Here is a 17,403-nt window from a genome sequence, read left to right as displayed (position 1 = left end):
TCGTGGGGCCGTGCAGCAGTCGAGTCTAGGCGCTTGTCGCCGAATCACCACATGGATTGGACCCGATGAGGCAGAGTGTGAGGCATCTCGCGGTGGTCAGCGGTGCTGCAGCACGACCGCGACCTCGAGGTGCTTCGTATGCGGGAACATGTCGAAGATCCGCGCCTGAGCCACCTCGTAGCTGGGCATCTGCGCGAGGTCCTTGGCCAGGGACACGGGATTGCAGCTCGAATAGACGATGTGCTCGACGCCGGAGTCCTCGAACGCGGCGGACAGCCGAGCACCGATCCCGCGCCGAGGCGGATTGACGATCACGCAGTCCGGCCGTTTGCCTGCGGTCAAGTTCCGTTCGGCGAACTCCGTGGCATCGCCGGCGAGGAAGCGGGCGTCGATGTCGAGCTCGGCGGCGCTGATCCTCGCCGATTCGATCGCCTGTTCGCTGACCTCGACACCGGTGACCCGGCGGGCCGTTCCGTCCTCGCCGCGCGCGCGTTTCCCCGCGCAGCAGAGCGCGAACCCTCCGACACCGCAGTAGAGGTCCCACAGGCTCTGTGCGCCGACCGCATCCACCCATGCGGTGACCTGGTTGTACAGTCCGATCGCGACTTGGGTATTCGTCTGGAAGAAACTCTGGGGACGCAGATGCAGATCGACCCGGTCGAGGTTCATTCGCAGGGAATCACCGTGGAGCAGCTCCTCGCGGCTGCCTTCGAGCACCGCCTTGTGTTCGGGCAGCAGATTCACCGACACCACTGAAGCCTCCGGCGCGAGCTCGAGCAGACCGGCCCGCCGCGACCGGAGCACATCGAGGCCATGCTGAGTGCGCACGACGAATCGGATCATCAGCTCACCCGATGGCGCCGCCGTGACATGGACGAACTTCAGCTCACCACGACGCGCGGAGACATCATAGGGTTCGAGCCCGGTGGCATCGAGGAAGTCTGCGAGCACCGGGATCACCGCCCGGATCGCCGGCGCCTGGACCCCGCATTCGCGCAGATCGACGCCGTGGAATTCCTGGTCGAGGATGCCCAGAGTGACATGACCGGCCCCACCGCCGACGGCGAGTTTCGCGCGGTTGCGGAAGCCGTCCACCCCACCGGCGAAGGTCGGCAGCCACTCCTGAGGGGCCGCCTCGGCGAGGATCTCCCGGCACCAGGCCTCCTTGTCTGAGATCTGCTTCAGATACGCGGTCTCGATGAGGGCGCAGGACCGGCACTCCCCGCGCTCGAAATATCCGCAGTCCAGGTGCTCGTGATCCGCCGAGGTGGGCGTGAGCGGCAGAGTCGGCATGGACCCATTTTACGGGCTCAGAGGCGAACCCCTCGACGCGAACCCAGGGGCGCGGACTCCTCGACGTGGGTGACTCGAGTCCTCAGCAGGGGAAACGCTCGTGGTCAGTCAGCCGGACCGCCCTCGGCCTCGGAGCTGCGAACACTCAGGGAGACATGTCCCAAAGCCCGCAGCGCTCTCATGAGGCGGTCGAACGCGATCGTGCCGGCCGCCGCTCGCATGACGACGACGTCGCTTGAGACCCGGCCTGCATCAGCGGGGCGCTGCTGGATGAATTCGATATCGCCCCGGGCGACTTCGGTCATCGGCACGGCATAGCGCATGACAGCGTCGATCTCGTCCGGCATCTCCCATGCTGCGAGGGTCTTGAGCGCCTCGTCGAGTGCTCGTCGTGGCACTGAGTCGATGTCGGGCCAGCCCATCTGCGACAACAGCCGACCCACTGTCGGGTGCTCGACATCGTCGGAATCGGTTGCCTCGCCGGTAGTCGGTGTGCCGAGGGCGATCGCTTGGGCTTCTTGGAGTGCTCGGATCTGCGGCACCTGGGGGTCATCGAGCAGTTCGGTGAGCCGACGGATCGCGCTGATGGGGGCATCCGCGACTTCGCGCATGACATGGATCAGCTGCAGTCTCTCGAGATGAACGCGTCCGTAGTCCTGCCGTGTCGCCGTGACGTATTCGCCGGGCGGCAGCAGGCCTTCACGCCGGTAGTACTTGATCGATGCCGCAGAACATCCACTCACACTGGCGAGCTGTTTGAGCAGCATGACACCTCCATCGTCGTCTGGGGGCCGGATAGCAGCCCGAGGCCGAACTATCTTGATGGCGGAAACCTGGATAGTGAAACTATCGTATACCTATGGATGCCTTCACTTTGGTCATCATCGTCCATGCCGTGGCCGCGCTGTACGTAATTCTTCTGGGGCCCGTGCAGATTCTGCGCCGGCGGCGGGATCGCGCCCACCGGCTGCTGGGCGCCAGTTGGGTGGCCGCGATGCTCATCGTCTGCTTCTCGAGCTTCTGGATCTCTCCAGACGGCTTCTCCTGGCTGCACGGTCTGGCGATCTGGACGCTCGTGTGCATGGTCGTTGCGATCGCCGCGATCCGACGTCGAGCGGTGGCCGTTCACCGCGGTTTCATGATCGGCTCCTACCTCGGCACGCTGACGGCCTTCGCCTTCGCCGTGTTGGTGCCCGAAAGGCTGATTCCGCAGCTGCTGCAGAGCGCACCACTGGTCGCGGTCGTCACGGTCACCGCCGTCGCCGCCACGGTCGCGGTGTTCGTCAGGCTCGCAGTACACGGGGCGATCCCTCGACGGACACCGGTGGATCTCGGCTCCGAAGAGCCGTTGACCCACTAGACTGCTCGCCGTAAACTGGCAGTAGCCAAATCGATTTGTCTCACCGGCAGGACCACGCTGCGGGCTATCGCCTGCCACGACGATCTGCAGGGTCGTCGAGGCTCCTGCGGCAACGAAGGATGACATGACTCAGCTGCGCACTCTGCACCAGTCCCCGACCGTGCTCGTCCCCGAGCAGGTGCTCCTTCCCGAAGGCCCGCAGTCAGGGCACGCGGTGCTCATCTCCGGCGGCCGGATTCTCGCTGCCGGCCCCCTCGCCGAGGTGACCGCCCACGCCGAATCGCTCCTCACTCCCACCGACGCCGCCGACCCGAATTCCGGTGCCGAACCTGCTCCCGCACCGACTCGCATCGACCTTCCCGGCCGCCTGCTCATGCCCGGCTTCATCGACGCCCATCACCACCTCACCCAGACCTTCGGCAAGTCCCTCGTCTTCGGCGAACCCTCGGAGATCTTCCAACGCGTGTGGGTGCCGATGGAGTCGAACATGGACGCCGAGGCCATCGACGTCGCCACCCGCCTGGCCGCCTGGGAATCCCTGCGCGGCGGTTTCACTACAGTCGCCGACGCCGGCACCCGCTCAAGCGTCGACGTCTCCGCGATCTCCGACGTCACCTCGGACGTCGGCCTGCGCTGCGTGCTCGGCGTGATCTGCAACGATCTCGGCGGGGGAGTGCGCACGGTGGAGCTCGCCGAGGTGGTCGCCGCCGCCGAAATGCACCTGAACAGGTGGGACGCCGAGTCCCTCATCCACCCCTCCCTGGCCGTGTCGATCCCCGAGGTCGCCTCCGACGAGGCGCTCGCGACGATCACGCAGATGGCCCGGGACGCCGGTGTGCCTTTCCAGACCCACCTCAACGAGCACATCGTCGCCGTCGAACGCTCCCTCATCTCCAGCGGTGAACGCCCGCTGGAGCGCCTTGCCCGCCTCGGCGCGCTCGGGCCCGAACTGCTCGCCGCGCATGCCACGCTGCTCACCCCGCGCGAGATCCGCCTCCTCCGCGACTCCGGCGGCGCGATCGCCTACAACCCGGTCGCGAGTTCGTGGAAGGGCAACGCCGTGGCTCCGGCCCTGCTCATGCACGAACTGGGAATGCGCATCGGGCTCGGCACCGACGGCACCCGCTCGGACGCCTTCCGGCTCCTCGACGCCGCCGAGACCGCGCAGCGGCTGACCGGAGGAATGGACGTCGTCGACTCCTCATCCGGCGGCGGCTGGACCTGGCTCGAACAGGGCCTGCGCGGCGGCGCCGACGCCGTGGGGCTGAGCGGCCAGATCGGTGAGATCGCCCCCGGCGCCCGCGCCGACCTCCTCGTCGTCGACATCGACACCCCCGAATTCGTTCCCTCCTGGGACCTGCCCTGGGAGCTTGTGCGCCTGGCCAACCGCGACCAGATCGAATCCGTCATCGTCGACGGCAGACTCCGACTCGACCGCGGCTGGCCCGTCGACTGGGACGGCTGCGCGTTCCTCGACCGCGCCAAGGAGGTCTCCCGCCGCGTCGTCGCGAACTCGCCGATCACCCGCATCGACCCCAACGCAGCCGAACACCGGGCGCGGTGGATGGCCGAGCGCGGGGCCGCCTCGGCGAGGGGATCTCACGCGGTGGGCGGGGCCGGCACAGCGGACAGGGCCACCTCGGCGGGCGATCGCAGCTGATGTCGATCCTCGCTTTCACGATCGTCGCTGCGGTCGTTCTCATCTCCGCTTTCGTGCAGGGATCGACCGGGATGGGGTTCGCGATGATCCTCGCGCCGGTCGTGACGTTCATCGATCCGAGTCTCATCCCGGTGATGCTGCTCGTGCTGATGATTCCGCTCAACCTCTACGTCGCCGCGCGCGAACGAGCGCACATCGATTGGACGGGCGTGAAGTGGATCAGCGTCGGCCGGTTCGCGGGCACCTTCGCGGGTCTGTGGATCCTCGTCATCGTCAATCTCCACCAGCTCGCGCTGCTCATCGGCTGGTCGACGCTCATCGCAGCGATCATCGCCCTGATCGCGCCGAAGTTCGCGCCGAATCGGCCGGTGCTCGCGACGGTCGGACTCATCACCGGTGTCACCGAGACCTCGACGGGCATCGGCGGGCCGCCCTACGCGCTGGCCTATCAGCACAGGCCCGGGCCGGAGCTGCGGTCGACGGTGGCCGTGTGCTTCCTCGTCGGTGAGATCATCTCGCTCATCGTGCTCGCCCTCAGCGGGCAGGTGTCGGCGGAGACGATGATGACGACCGCGTGGATGCTGCCGTTCCTCGTCGTCGGCTCGTTCCTCTCCCGCTATGTCCACCACCGCCTCGACGGGCCGGTGCTGCGCTACATCGTCCTCGGCTTCGCCATCGTCTCCGGAGCCATCGTCATCGTCCAGGCCTGAGGATGCGAGGGCGAGAGCGCCAGGGGACTTCGAGTAGTGGTCGCAAACGGATACTTGGGCCGAAAATATAGGTCGCAAACGGATACTTTCCGGCGCGAAAAATGTCCGATTGCGACCTATGTTTGGGGATTCGAATCTCGCGCGGGCCGGCAACAGGCAAATCTGCGGGCGCTGGATGCCGTTCGAGTCTCCGGTCGCTGGGTGAATCTGCGGGCGTCTTCGGCTGTCATCTCTGTCACGGCACAGTGAAGTAGGCTGATTCCATGTCCGACTTCCCGCGCACCCACCGCGTCACGATCGCTGATGTGGCGCGTGAGGCCGGTGTGTCACGGACGACCGTCTCGCATGCACTCAGCGGTCAGGGGAAGGTCAACGCCGCCACCCGGGACAAGGTCAAAGAGGTCGCCGAGCGGCTGAACTATCGGCCCAGCGTCCGTGCGCAGAGCCTGCGGTCGGGCAGATCGCAGACACTGGCTCTGCTCTCCTCCATGCCGGCGGCGGTGTCCGCAGGGCCCTCCCAGCTGGGATTCTTCACCGAACTGGCCATGGGGTGTGCGCGGACGGCGCTGCTCGAGGGCTACGTCTTCGTCCTCGCCCCACCCAACGAGGAGACCAATCCCGTCGACCTCCTCGATATCGACGGGGCGATCCTGCTCGAACCGACCCTCGACGATCCCCTCGCCGAGGCGCTGCGCGAGCGGGGCATCCCCTACGTCACGATCGACGGGCCGGGCTCCGGCGACGCGGAGCAGCGGGCCCGCGGGGCTGAGCAGCGGGCCCGCGCGGCGGAGCAGCAGGTCCGCGACACAGAGCAGCGGGTCGGCGGGGCGAGTCGCGGGGGTGCCGCGGGCAGCAAGTGGAGCATCGATCTCCACCATCAGGTGACGGCGCAGCTGCTGCTCGACCACCTCGTCGACCAGGGCGCCCGGCAGCCGGCGCTTCTCGTCAGCCGCAGTCGCCGCGGGGCACAGACGGCCGCCCGCGAAGTGTATGCCGCGACCGCAGAGGCCCGCGGCTTCGCCCCGCTTATCGCCGAGGCGGACGAGACGTCCGGAGAAGACGGTGCCTACGCGGCCACACAGGAACTGCTGGCCGCACACCCTGACATCGACGCCCTCCTCGCCCCCATCGACACCTTCGCCACCGGCGCGGTGAGAGCTGCCGAGGAAGCCGGACGAACCATCGGCGATGACCTGCTCATCGCCACCCGCTACGACGGTCTGCGCGCTCGCACAAGCAGCCCGCCGCTCACCGCAGTGGACCTCGGCCTCGAGGCGATCTCGAAGGCAGCGGTCGAAATGCTGGTCGCGGTCCTCGACGGTCACAGCACGGCAAATGATGAAATGACTGATTCGGTTCCGACCGCCTCGGCGGGTGCGCCCGGACCCAGGCTCGTCGCCCGGGAATCGACCACCGGTCCCAGCTCTTGACCGGGAACTCGACTACCGGTCCTAGCTCATGACCGGGGACTCGACTACCGGTCCTGGCTCATGACCAGGAACTCGACCACCGGACCACGGCTCATTACAAGTGACCAGAGAACCGGCCACCGGTCCGCGACAGTAAGTCGGACTGGCGTCTCGGTGTCAGATCCGAGTCAGATCCGATAGTCGGACGGGCGCTGTTCGAGCGTGCTCGGATCGTCGAGCGGTGTCCGAGACTTCGGGTGGCGGTTGCGCTTGCCGGTGTGGTGGAAGAGCAGATTGAGCAGCACGGAGACGAATGCGGCCATTGCCACACCGCTGCCGAGCAGGGACGCCGCGCTCTGCGGCAGCTGCGCGTACATGCCGGGGATGAGCACGGGCATGAGCCCTGCGGCCAGGCCGACCGTGGCGGTGATGAGGTTGCCGGTCTCGTTGAAGTCGATCTTCGCGAGCATCTGAATGCCGAGGACGGCGATGATGGCGAAGACGACCACGGCGGTTCCGCCGACGACCGCCGAGGGGATCCCGTTGAGAATGCGGGCGATGGGGCTGAAGCCGATGAGGATGAGGAGGCAGCCGGCGATGGCGGTCACGTACCTGCTGCGCACACCCGAAGCGCGGACGATGCCGACGTTCTCGCCGCTGGTGACCATGGCTGGAGTGCCGAAGAGCCCGCCGAGGATGGTGATGATGCCGTCGGAGCGGATGAGACGCGGCACCGCACGGCTGGGTTCGACTTCCTTGCCGACGATCTCACCGTTGATGATCGTCTGGCCCGTCGCCTCGGCCATGGAGGCCAGTGCCCACAGCAGCATCGGGATCGCGGCGATGAGGTCGAACTTCGGCGACCCGAACGGGAAGAGCGTCGGGATCGCGAACAGCGGGCCGTCGGTCTGGCCGGAGAAGTCCGTGGCTCCCATGAAGGCGCCGACGATGGTGCCGCCCACGAGGCCGACGGCCACGGAGAGCTTGCCGAGCATTCCGCGCAGGAACCGGAAACACAGGACCGTGATGCCGATGGTGATGAGCCCGAGCAGCAGATTCTGCGGGTCGCCGAAGTCGGGTGCATCCGCTTCGCCGACGATGAGCTTGCCGGTGATCTGGACGAGGTTGATGCCGATGACGATGACCATGATCCCGATGACCAGCGGTGGGAAGAACTTGAGCACCTTGACGAAGAGCGTCACCGCGAGGATGTAGAAGACACCGGTGAGCAGCACTGCTCCGACCGCGGTCTCGACGTCGGTGCCCTGGGCGATCGTGATGAAGAGGATCGTCGCCGCCCCGCCCGGGAGCATGACGAAGGGCAGTCGGACCCCGATCCTCCACACTCCGACCGACTGCAGGATCGACCCGAGGCCCGAGAAGACGAAGACCGCGGACAGCACCGCCGAGGTGGTTCTCGCATCCAGCCCGAGGGCAGTGGCGATGAGGAAGACCGAGGAGATCGGCGTCGCGACCATGACGAGCACGTGTTGGATGGCGAACGGGATGAGGGTGTGGATCGGCCGGAGCCTGTCGACCGGATGGACAGCGCTGTCCGTGCCGTCAGTTTTGTCAGCATCGGGTGTCGCGGTCATGGCACTGCTCCTCGAGGCACATCGTGATCGGCCTGGAACTCAGTGGCCAAATCGATTTGTTTAATCGTGCATCGTGAGGGAAGCGGTGTCAACAGGAGGCCCGGAATTCGGACAGCTGGCGGTGTCCACGCAGGGGCTGCGCGCCGAAAAACGGGGTGAGCACCGAGGAACGTGTGCGCGCACGTGTGTCTCGGCGCTCACCCCGTTTTTCGGCGGAGACGGGCCGGCGGGGAGGCGGGCCGGGGTGGGAAATGAGCGGCGGGTGCTGAGGGGCGTGGCGGGGAGATGGGTGGCGGGTGCTCAGGGGGATGCGGCGTCAGGCGATGGCGAAGATGAGGGCGATGAACGTGCCGAAGGAGACGAACGGAGCGACCGCCGCCACAGCGATGGCGACAATGCTGACAGTGCGACCCCGGGCAGTGACCGCCGCGGTGATGCCGAGGATGAGGCCGGTGATCCCCAGGCAGGTGCACAGGACCTGCAGTCCGACGAGCACGGCCGCCAAGGTCTGATACCAGTCCGGTGTATCGGTGAAGTAGTAGCCCGACGCGGCCTCAGCGGGGCCGACGGTGGCACCGAGGATCGCCGAGGCGGCCACGCTGAGAACGAGAGCGACGATCGAAAGCGCCATCGCCGCCTTGCCGAGGGCCGGCGACTTCGCCTCAGCCGCTTGCCTGCCGAGTGCGCCGGCTGTGTCGCCGGCTGAGGGGGTGGCCGTACCACTGGCGGAGGACATGCCGGAACCGCCTGCCGAGAACATGCCTGCGCCACCGGCTGAGGTCGTGGCTGAGGATGGGCGTGGTGCTCCGTCGTGGCTGTCGAAACCGGTGCCGGGGGAGGAGTCGATCAGCGAAGGGTGAGGGCCGAGAACCCGAGGCTGCTGTGCGGCGAGCTCATCATCGGTGGGCTGGGGGAATGAGAAGTCCGTCGAGGTCATAACTCGACGCTATCGAGGCCGGGCCGGTGCGACCCATCCTGCTTTCCCGTGCGCAGGGTCGGGAAAACCTCCCTCCTCTGCGCGCGCATCACGGCAGCAGGAACTCCCGGGCACCACGGGCGAGGCCGTGCAGCCGCGCCGGCACGGGCGAGGCCGTGCCGGCGCGCCGGGTTCGCGCGCAGGCCGTTTGCGGATGCTCAGAGTTTCCGGTTGCTCAGAGTTTGCGGGCGACGATGAGGAAGCGCTTCTGTGTGACCTCGATGGGGTCATTCGACTCGGCGAGGCGTTTGAGCACGCCGAGGTGGGGCATGACGGAGAACCCGGGCACATCCCAGGGAATGTAGGCGAGGTATTCGATGACCGCCTCGACGTCGGTGAAGGACATCGTGCCCTGCCACTTCCGTGCGGCTTCGATGTCGAACCCGTGACGTTCGGCTTCGTCGAGGCAGGGCTCGAGCTGCTGGTGGAGATCGCCGACTCCGCCGCCGAAGAAGTCCCGGAACTCCTGCGCCTCCGTACCGTCGACCTGCTGGGTGATGAAGAGTCCGCCCGGGGCGAGCACGCGAGCCACCTCGGCGGTGTCATAGCTTTCGTGCCGGTTCATCACGAGGTCGAACTCGCCGTCGTTCCACGGCATCTCCGGGTGGTGATCGCTGTCGTAGCGGGCGACGTCGACCCCGTAGTCCCGCAGCGCCGAGGCGGCCAGGGGCACGTTCGGCTCCCAGCCCTCGGACGCGGTGATCGTCGGCGAGGCTTCGCCGGGCGGGCGGGCCTCGTCGAGGCGGTCGATGAGTTCGATGAGGCGCTCGCCGCCTCCGGTGCCCATGTCGAGGCAGCTGTTCGCCTCGGCCATCGCGTCGAGGCAGATCTGGTCGAAGTCCCAGGGCGGATCGTCGGCGACGAGCCGTCCCGCGAGCGGGGAGAAGTCCCACCCGGTCATCGACGCCGTTTCGTGGATCCATACCCAGCGTTCGTAGCGTTCGTGGGGAGTTTCGTCGCGCGTGCGACTGCTGTCGGCGTATTCAGGCATGTCCACACTCCTCTGCCGGACGGCTGAGCGCCCCTGTCGGCGCCGGTGCCGTATCTCGACTCTAGGTCAGAACAAGTGGGGTGTGCACGGGTACGCGCCTGCAATTTGCGAATCTCGGCGCCGAGGATGAGGGGATGGCGGCGGAATCCGCCCGAATGTGCGGTGCTTGCCGTCCGCCTGCGCGGCACTCATTCGAGGAAGCAGAAGATGAGGACCGCCGCGCAGGCGAGGAGCATGCCCAGGCAGTTGAGCCAGAAGTCCCGCCCGACGTAGCGCGCCCGCCGATGCGCCGCGACAGCGCAGAGGAAATAGGCGACGAGCCCCGCCGCTGCGGCGGCGCCGAGACCGGGAATCCAGATGCCGGCGACCAGCCCCGCGGCGGCGAGGAACTTCACGATCGCGAGCACCCACCACCAATCGCGTGGGAACCCGACGCCGTCGAGGCAGGCGGCGATCGCCTGGGGCGGTCGGAAGGTCAGCAGTCCGTCGCCGAAGACGACGATCGCGAGGACGACGACCGGCCAGGTGGGGTCGGGCAGCAGAATCATGGCAGGGCCTCGGTGGAATCGTTGATGGACGGCCGGTTCACAGCGGGCTCCGGACGCGAGTATGGAAAGCGATGATGGCCAGGAGCGCATCCGTGGCCTCGGCGAGAGTCATCGTCGTCGCGGCCCACCGGAAGAGTATGCCCAGGTAGGAGTCGTAGAGCGCCGAGGCGCTGGCCCGCGCATGGTCCTCGCTGATCCCGATCGAGGCCAAGGCCCCGCTGAGGCGGTCCTGCAAGTCCGCCGCGAGAGCATTGAATACCTCGGGGTCGCCCTTGACCCGGATCATCGCCGCCGCGTAGTCCCGGGACAGGTCCTCGTGTGCGGCGAAGAATTCGAGGAACGGCAGAAAGAGATCAAGCAGGTGACGCTGCACCGCCGAGGTGGTCCTGGCCCCGCTCACCACCGACGTGCCCGCAGCATCGTGCCCTCCCCGCTTCGACAGACTGACCCGCCGAGGCGGAGGTGCCGTGTACGTCCCGTCCTGCAGTTGGCCGATCCACCGATCGAAGCAGCGGACGAGGATGGCGTCCTTGTCGCCCACGGACATCACCCGGCCGACGGACACCTCGGCGGACTTGGCGATGCCGCGCACGGTTGTGGCCTTGAACCCGTGTTCGAGGAAGAGATCGGCGGCGGCGCCGATGATCCGGTCTTCCGTGCGCCGGCGCTTTGCGGAGCGGAATTGAACATGTTCACCTGACATGGTCGAAGCATAAGTCCTTCCGTGTTCACTTTCCAGGCCGGTGCATCGCTCGCCGGCCGAGCGCCGGGTGCCGTGGGGCGGGTGCTTCCGGCCTCGCGCCGGTCGAGCGCAGCCGAGTGCTGCCGGACTCGCGCCATCGTGGACCCTCATGTTGCCCTCGACGGGAAAGTTTATGTACCTTAACTTCATGAACGTCGATTCCTCTGCCGTCGCACGCACGGGCGGGCACGGCCGGAAGAAACGCGACCGGAAGAAGATCTCCACACTCGCGCTCCTCGGCCCGGCCTTCGTCGCCGCCATCGCCTATGTCGATCCGGGCAATGTCGCCGCCAACCTCACCGCCGGTGCCGAATACGGATACCTGCTCGTGTGGGTGCTCGTGGCCGCGAACCTCATCGCCGTTCTCGTCCAATACCTGTCCTCGAAGCTCGGGCTCGTCTCCGGACGGTCGCTGCCGGGCATCCTCGGCGAACGACTGCGCCGACGCTCACGCCTGGCCTACTGGGGTCAGGCCGAGATCGTCGCCATCGCCACCGACCTCGCCGAAGTCATCGGCGGCGCCATCGCCCTGAAGATCCTCTTCGATCTGCCGCTCCTCCTCGGCGGAGTCATCGTCGGAGTGGTGTCTCTGCTCCTGCTCTCGATCCAATCCACCCGCGGTCAGCGCCCCTTCGAGTTCGTCATCATCGCGTTCCTCGCGATCATCGCCATCGGCTTTCTTGCGGGCCTGTTCGTCGGGGACGTGGATTGGGGGCAGGCCGCAGGTGGAATCGTGCCCAGGCTCGAAGGCACGAACTCCGTGGTGCTCGCCGCGAGCATGCTCGGCGCCACGGTCATGCCCCACGCGATCTACCTTCATTCGGCGCTCTCGGTCGACCGTCACCGCAGGGAAACAACCGCCTCGACCGGGCAGCTGCTGCGCGCGAGCCGCTGGGACGTCGTGGCCTCCCTCGTCGTCGCCGGATCCGTGAACATTGCGATGCTCCTCCTCGCCGCCGCTTCCCTGCGCGGCCAGGCCGGCACCGACACCATCGAGGGTGCGCACGCGGTCGTCACGGCCAACCTCGGCGAGATCGTCGGCCTCTTCTTCGGCATCGGACTGCTTGCTTCGGGATTGGCCTCGAGCGCGGTCGGCTCCTATGCGGGCGCATCGATCATGCAGGGTCTGCTGCGCGTGAACATCCCGATCGTGTGGCAGCGGGCGGTGACGATGATTCCCGCACTCATCATCCTGGGGCTCGGAGTCGACCCGACCTGGGCGCTCGTGCTCAGCCAGGTCGTGCTCAGCCTCGGCATTCCCTTCGCGATGATTCCCCTGGTCAGGCTCACGAGCAGTCGGAAGGTCATGGGCGAATTCGCGAATGCCCGGTGGATCACGAGCATCGCCGTGGTCGCCTCGGCCCTCATCATCGTGCTCAACGTCGTCCTCGTCGTCCTCCTTGCGCTGGGAGTCGATTAGCCCCCACCGAGGTGGTCACCCGGCGGGGGTCACCCCACCGAAGTGGTGAACCGGTGGGATTCGCCCCGCCGAGGCGGCCGGCGAGGGAGAATCACCCCGCCGAGGTGGTGACGCGAAGCCCCTGACCGGCGAAGATTCCGCGGTCGCGGGGGCCGCGGCGCGCATCACACTCGTGCCCGCGTGCGCTGCCGTCGCCGGGTCGCCACGCGCCGGCCGATGAGGCCGTGGCGAGGGGCGAAGAGGTAGACGAGCGCGAAGACCGCGCCCTGCGCCAGCACCACCATCCCGCCGGACGCGGCGTCGAAGTAGTAGCTCGAGTACAGGCCGATGATCGCACACGCGATCGAGATCGCCGGGGCGATGAGCAGCATCCGCTGGAACCGATCCGTGAGCAGGTACGCCGTGGCTCCGGGGACGATGAGCATCGCCACGACGAGGACGACACCGACCGCCTGCAGAGCGACCACCGAGGTCAGAGCGAGCAGGCCGAGCAGTGTGGCGCCGAGGAGCCGCGGGTTGATACCCAAGGCATGAGCATGAGTGGGATCGAAGGCGAAGAGGGTGAAATCGCGGTTCTTGGCCACGAGCACGGTCAGGGTCACCGCGCCGAGCACCGCCACCTGCGCCAGATCCGCGGCCGAGACGCCGAGGAGGTTGCCGAAGATGATGTGGTTGAGATCGACATGGGAGGGGACGACCGAGATGAGGACGAGGCCGAGGGCGAACAGGGAGGTGAAGACGATCCCGATCGCGGCATCCTCTTTGACGCGACTGGTGTCGCGCACCGCCCCGATGAGCCCGACGGCGAGGAACCCGAAGGCCACCGCCCCGAGCGCGAACGGAGCATCGACGACATAGGCGAGCACGACTCCCGGCAGCACGGCATGGGAGACCGCATCGCCCATGAGCGACCAGCCGATGAGCACCAGCCAGCAGGAGAGCACGGCGCACACGACCGAGGCGATGAGAGTCGTGGCCAGGGCGCGGAGCATGAAGTCGAAGCCGAAGGGCTCGAACAGGAACTCGAAGACGGTCATCGCGCTTCCTCCTCGGTGAGTGTGACCTCTGCGGGTGTGGCCTCTGTGGGTGTGGCCTCGGTGGGTGTGATGTCGAGGCCGAAGGCGCGGGCGAGGTTTTCGGGGCGGAGCACCTCGGCGGGGGAGGAGTGGAGGAGGACTCGGCGCATGAGCAGGACCGCCTCATCGGCGAGACCGGGCAGCGCATGCAGATCGTGAGTGGACACGAGCACCGTCGCGCCCGCCTCGGCGAGTTCCTTGAGCAGCCGGGTGATCGTGGCCTCGCTGCGTTTGTCGACCCCGGCGAAGGGCTCGTCGAGGAGCAGGATCGTCGCTTCCTGAGCGAGCCCGCGGGCGACGAAGGCCCGCTTCTTCTGTCCTCCCGAGAGCTGCCCGATCTGGCGATCGGCGTACTCGGTGAGCTCGACGCGCTCCAGGGCATGATCGACGGCCTCACGGTCGGCCCTGCGGCTCAGCCGCAGCGGGCCCATACGACCGTAGCGACCCATCATCACGACATCGCGCACGGACAGCGGGAAGTCCCAATCGACGTCCTCGCTCTGCGGAACATAGCCGAGGACACCGGCCCGTCGTGCCTGCCGCGTGGGGCCGCCGTCGATGCGCACTCGACCGGATTCGGGGTCGATCATGCCCATGATCGTCTTGAACAGGGTCGACTTGCCCGAACCGTTCATCCCGATCAGCCCGCAGATGCGTCCGTGCCCCAGCGACAGGGACGCCCGGTCGAGAGCGAGCGTGTCCCCGTAGTGGACGGTCACCCCGTCGACGCTGATCGCGGGGGTCTCGGTGTGCCCCTGACCGATCGCGGCGCTCATCCTCTGCCCCCGGTCAGGGCCTCGGAGATGACCTGCGCATCGTGGCGGATGAGATCGAGATAGGTGGGGACCGGTCCGTCCGATTCGGACAGCGAGTCGACGTAGAGCGTGCCGCCGAATTCCGCATCGGTGGACTCGACGACCCGGTCCATCGGCGCCGAGGAGACCGTGGACTCGCAGAAGACCGCGGGCACGTCGTTGTCCTTGACGAAGTCGATCGCCGAGGTGATCTGCCCCGGGGTCGCCTGCGCTTCGGCATTGACCGGCCAGATGTACTTCTCGCTCAGTCCGGTGTCCCGAGTCAGGTAGGAGAACGCCCCCTCGCAGGTGACCAGAGCCCGCTGGGATTTCGGCAGCGTCGAGAGTTCGTCGACGAGGTCGTCGTGGACCTCCTGCAGCTGTGCTCCGTAGTCCTCGGCATTGGCGGTGTAGTCATCGGCATGGTCCGGGTCGAGGTCGGCGAAGGCGCGAGCCATGTTCTCGGCGTAGATCTGGACATTGAGCGGGCTCATCCAGGCGTGCGGGTTGGGTTTGCCGGCGTCGGCATCCGCGGTGATCGACAGCTCCTCGACGCCCTCGCTGACGACGGCATGAGGGACGTCGATGTCATCGACGAACTGGGAGAACCACTGCTCGAGGTTGAGCCCGTTGTCGAGCACGAGGTCGGCCTTCGACGCCTTGCGGATGTCACCGGGCGTGGGTTCGTAGCCGTGGATCTCCGCGCCGACCTTCGTGATCGACTCGACCTCGAGATGGTTACCGGCGACGTTGTCCGCAATGTCGGCGAGCACCGTGAAGGTCGTGAGGACGACCGGTTTGGCATCGGCATCCTCGGCGGCCGGGGAGCTGCTGCAGGCGGCGAGCAGGAGCCCGAGGGCCGAAGCGGTGATCGCCGCGGCTCCGCGCGCGATCCGGCGGGAGGCAGGGTGGGCGGAGGGCTGTGGTTTGCGGTGGGGCATGGGGCTCCTGCTTCTGCGTTCGGGACCTCGGAACGAAAGTTAATGTACCTTAACTTTAAGATCGAGTGAGCAGGAACGGCAAATCCCGGAGGGCGCGGCAGGATATCTCGACGGGAGCGCGCCGTGACCGAGGTCGTCAGTCGCGACGCAGATCGGTCGGGGGCAGCAGAGTGCGCGGGTTCGAGCGCACCCACCACGGACGCGGCAATCCGGCGGCAGCGGCGTCCCGGCGTTCGGCGCGGGTGGCATAGCGGTAGGTGAAGACGCGGACGCGGACGAGTTCCGGGGCCGCGCCGGCGAAGGGATCGGGGCCCATGAGACGGCGGATCTGTGCGTCGCCGGAACCGATCTTGGCCAGCAGCTCGGTGAACCAGGTCTGGCGATAATCGCCCAGCGCGGCGAACCACATCAGCCAATCGAGACGCAGATGATACGGCGCAACGACGGGCCCGCGCCGGCACACATCGCCGGGTTTGCCCTTGAACTCGTACTCCCGCCAGCCGACATCGGCCGCGACCGTCGACTCCTCGAACGGCTCTGCGCCTCGGAACGGCTCCCCGTCCTCGAGCGGCTCGCGGCTCTCGGGGGCGTTTCCGCCCTCGGAAACGTTCTCGCCTTCGGGGGAGGTCCAGCCTTCGATGACGATCTCGTTGCGGGTCTCGGTCATCGACCCGAAGGCGCCATAGGCATTGCCGAGGCCGAGCCGATTGAAACTCGCATTCATCAGCTGATGTGAGGAGAAGAGGTTCTTCAGCGCCGGGAGGTTGAGCATGCACTGCCAGATCACGAAGGCGGCGATGAGGATCAGCCACCAAGTGGGCACAGCACCGGATGCGGCCCCGGACGCTGCTGCCCCTGAAGCCTCGGCTGCCGTGGACGGACTTGCCGCCTCGGCGCCGAACATGCCGGTCAGGCCCCAACCCGGCCAGGGACCGCCGACGACCCAGGCGAGGAAGGAATCGCTCATGCCGGCGAAGGCGAGGAGGATCGTCGCCCAATTCAGCCAGGCATAGTTGCCGCTGATGACGAGCGCGAGCTGAGTGAGGATGATCGCGACCGCGGCGAAGGAGGCGATGGGCTGAGGCAGGAACAGCAGCCAGGGGGCGAGGAGCTGGACGATGTGACTGCCCAGGGTCTCGCTGCGATGCCACCACCGGGGCATGAGATGCGCACGCCGGCTGACCGGATTCGGCATCGGCTGGGTCTGATGGTGGTAGTCCATGGCGGTGAGATCACGCCAGGAGCTGTCGCCGCGCATCTTGATCATGCCGGCGCCGAACTCGACTCGGACGACGAACCAGCGGAGGAACAGGATCATCAGCAGGGTCGGGGCCACCTCGTGGGAGCCGAGGAATCCGACGAGGAACCCGGCTTCGAGGAGGAGCGACTCCCATCCGAAGCCGTAGAAGCGCTGGCCGATGCTCACGATCGAGAAGTAGAGGCACCACATGGCGAGGAAGGCCGGAATCGTCGTCCACGCGGGTCCGGCCTGGGGAACTCCGAGCACGACGGATGCGGCGAGGACCATCCCGATGCCGCAGGCGATGCGCAGGCGTCGGTCGGTGTATTCGAAGCGCTTCCACCGGAACAGGGTCGGTGCCTGAGCGGCGGTGGTCAGGGCGATGAACCGCGGGGCCGGGGTCAGTCCCCTTTCGCCGAGGAGCGCGGGGAACTGGTTCCACGCGGACAGGAAGGCGATGAAGAAGAGCGCACCGAATCCGCGCTGCAGCACCTCACGCGCGATCGTGTAGTCATCGGCGGTCAGGATCTGCGTCAGTGTCCCGACGTCCACGGCGCACACCTCCCGGTTCGGTTCGCGGTTCTGATCCGACTATGGTCCGCTCGCCGAGGATGTGCAAGAGTTCGCGGGCCCCTGGGGCCGAGCCGT

16 protein-coding genes are annotated in these 17,403 nt (G+C 67.2%); 5 read left to right on the top strand and 11 right to left on the bottom strand.

Translation table 11 applies throughout. The features are described from left to right. Nucleotides 1-96: 96 nt before the first annotated feature. Nucleotides 97-1,293 carry a methyltransferase domain-containing protein gene (locus ACQE2J_RS18135; protein WP_425119954.1) on the bottom strand — a complete coding sequence of 399 codons (1,197 nt, stop codon included), beginning with the start codon at nucleotides 1,291-1,293 and terminating at the stop codon, nucleotides 97-99. A 104-nt stretch (nucleotides 1,294-1,397) separates the two neighbouring features. After that, on the bottom strand, nucleotides 1,398-2,060 hold the full coding sequence (locus tag ACQE2J_RS18130) for a MerR family transcriptional regulator (RefSeq protein WP_135540587.1): 663 nt from the start codon (nucleotides 2,058-2,060) through the stop codon (nucleotides 1,398-1,400). Between the two features lie 92 nt (nucleotides 2,061-2,152). On the opposite strand from ACQE2J_RS18130, the gene ACQE2J_RS18125 reads away from it, so the two are divergent. The 4 genes from ACQE2J_RS18125 (at nucleotide 2,153) to ACQE2J_RS18110 (ending at nucleotide 6,453) form a co-directional block, all read left to right on the top strand. After that, nucleotides 2,153-2,653: a DUF2306 domain-containing protein gene (locus ACQE2J_RS18125; protein WP_135540589.1), complete on the top strand. Its 501-nt coding sequence runs from the start codon at nucleotides 2,153-2,155 to the stop codon at nucleotides 2,651-2,653. Nucleotides 2,654-2,777: 124 nt separating this feature from the next. Continuing rightward, a complete protein-coding gene (locus ACQE2J_RS18120; protein ID WP_135540591.1) occupies nucleotides 2,778-4,313 on the top strand; it encodes an amidohydrolase family protein in 1,536 nt (511 codons plus the stop codon). Next, nucleotides 4,313-5,023: a sulfite exporter TauE/SafE family protein gene (locus ACQE2J_RS18115; protein WP_135540593.1), complete on the top strand. Its 711-nt coding sequence runs from the start codon at nucleotides 4,313-4,315 to the stop codon at nucleotides 5,021-5,023. Before ACQE2J_RS18120 ends, ACQE2J_RS18115 begins: the two co-directional genes overlap by 1 nt. A 263-nt stretch (nucleotides 5,024-5,286) precedes the next feature. After that, entirely contained in the window at nucleotides 5,287-6,453 is a 1,167-nt protein-coding gene (locus ACQE2J_RS18110) for a LacI family DNA-binding transcriptional regulator (protein ID WP_135540595.1), read from the top strand. Nucleotides 6,454-6,620: 167 nt separating this feature from the next. Here ACQE2J_RS18110 and ACQE2J_RS18105 read toward each other — a convergent pair whose 3' ends face one another. From ACQE2J_RS18105 to ACQE2J_RS18085, 5 genes are all read right to left on the bottom strand, one after another. After that, entirely contained in the window at nucleotides 6,621-8,027 is a 1,407-nt protein-coding gene (locus ACQE2J_RS18105; protein WP_135540597.1) for a uracil-xanthine permease family protein, read from the bottom strand. 316 nt (nucleotides 8,028-8,343) lie between these two features. Continuing rightward, the gene (locus ACQE2J_RS18100; RefSeq protein WP_135540599.1) at nucleotides 8,344-8,964 is read right to left on the bottom strand and encodes a hypothetical protein; all 621 of its coding nucleotides are present in this window, start codon (nucleotides 8,962-8,964) and stop codon (nucleotides 8,344-8,346) included. 214 nt (nucleotides 8,965-9,178) lie between these two features. Continuing rightward, on the bottom strand, nucleotides 9,179-9,994 hold the full coding sequence (locus ACQE2J_RS18095) for a class I SAM-dependent methyltransferase (protein WP_135540600.1): 816 nt from the start codon (nucleotides 9,992-9,994) through the stop codon (nucleotides 9,179-9,181). A gap of 188 nt (nucleotides 9,995-10,182) precedes the next feature. Continuing rightward, nucleotides 10,183-10,542: a DoxX family protein gene (locus ACQE2J_RS18090; RefSeq protein ID WP_135540602.1), complete on the bottom strand. Its 360-nt coding sequence runs from the start codon at nucleotides 10,540-10,542 to the stop codon at nucleotides 10,183-10,185. A gap of 37 nt (nucleotides 10,543-10,579) precedes the next feature. Then, nucleotides 10,580-11,245, bottom strand: a complete 666-nt coding sequence (locus ACQE2J_RS18085) for a TetR/AcrR family transcriptional regulator (RefSeq protein ID WP_135540604.1) — start codon at nucleotides 11,243-11,245, stop codon at nucleotides 10,580-10,582. A 187-nt stretch (nucleotides 11,246-11,432) separates the two neighbouring features. On the opposite strand from ACQE2J_RS18085, the gene ACQE2J_RS18080 reads away from it, so the two are divergent. Then, on the top strand, nucleotides 11,433-12,704 hold the full coding sequence (locus ACQE2J_RS18080) for an Nramp family divalent metal transporter (protein ID WP_426936791.1): 1,272 nt from the start codon (nucleotides 11,433-11,435) through the stop codon (nucleotides 12,702-12,704). A gap of 164 nt (nucleotides 12,705-12,868) precedes the next feature. On the opposite strand, the gene ACQE2J_RS18075 is transcribed toward ACQE2J_RS18080, so the two are convergent. The 4 genes from ACQE2J_RS18075 to ACQE2J_RS18060 all read right to left on the bottom strand — a co-directional run bounded on the left by ACQE2J_RS18075 (nucleotide 12,869) and on the right by ACQE2J_RS18060 (nucleotide 17,307). Further along, nucleotides 12,869-13,741, bottom strand: a complete 873-nt coding sequence (locus ACQE2J_RS18075; protein WP_135540608.1) for a metal ABC transporter permease — start codon at nucleotides 13,739-13,741, stop codon at nucleotides 12,869-12,871. Beyond that, a complete protein-coding gene (locus ACQE2J_RS18070; protein WP_135540610.1) occupies nucleotides 13,738-14,556 on the bottom strand; it encodes a metal ABC transporter ATP-binding protein in 819 nt (272 codons plus the stop codon). Before ACQE2J_RS18070 ends, ACQE2J_RS18075 begins: the two co-directional genes overlap by 4 nt. Further along, on the bottom strand, nucleotides 14,553-15,515 hold the full coding sequence (locus ACQE2J_RS18065; RefSeq protein ID WP_135540612.1) for a metal ABC transporter substrate-binding protein: 963 nt from the start codon (nucleotides 15,513-15,515) through the stop codon (nucleotides 14,553-14,555). Before ACQE2J_RS18065 ends, ACQE2J_RS18070 begins: the two co-directional genes overlap by 4 nt. Nucleotides 15,516-15,651: 136 nt before the next feature. Continuing rightward, on the bottom strand, nucleotides 15,652-17,307 hold the full coding sequence (locus ACQE2J_RS18060) for a lipase maturation factor family protein (protein WP_135540614.1): 1,656 nt from the start codon (nucleotides 17,305-17,307) through the stop codon (nucleotides 15,652-15,654). Between the last annotated feature and the right edge of the window lie 96 nt (nucleotides 17,308-17,403).

This window comes from Brevibacterium sp. LE-L, assembly GCF_050214925.1.
GTDB lineage: Bacteria > Actinomycetota > Actinomycetes > Actinomycetales > Brevibacteriaceae > Brevibacterium.
Note: the sequence above shows the minus strand (reverse complement) of the source record. Positions and strands in the feature narration are given on the sequence as shown.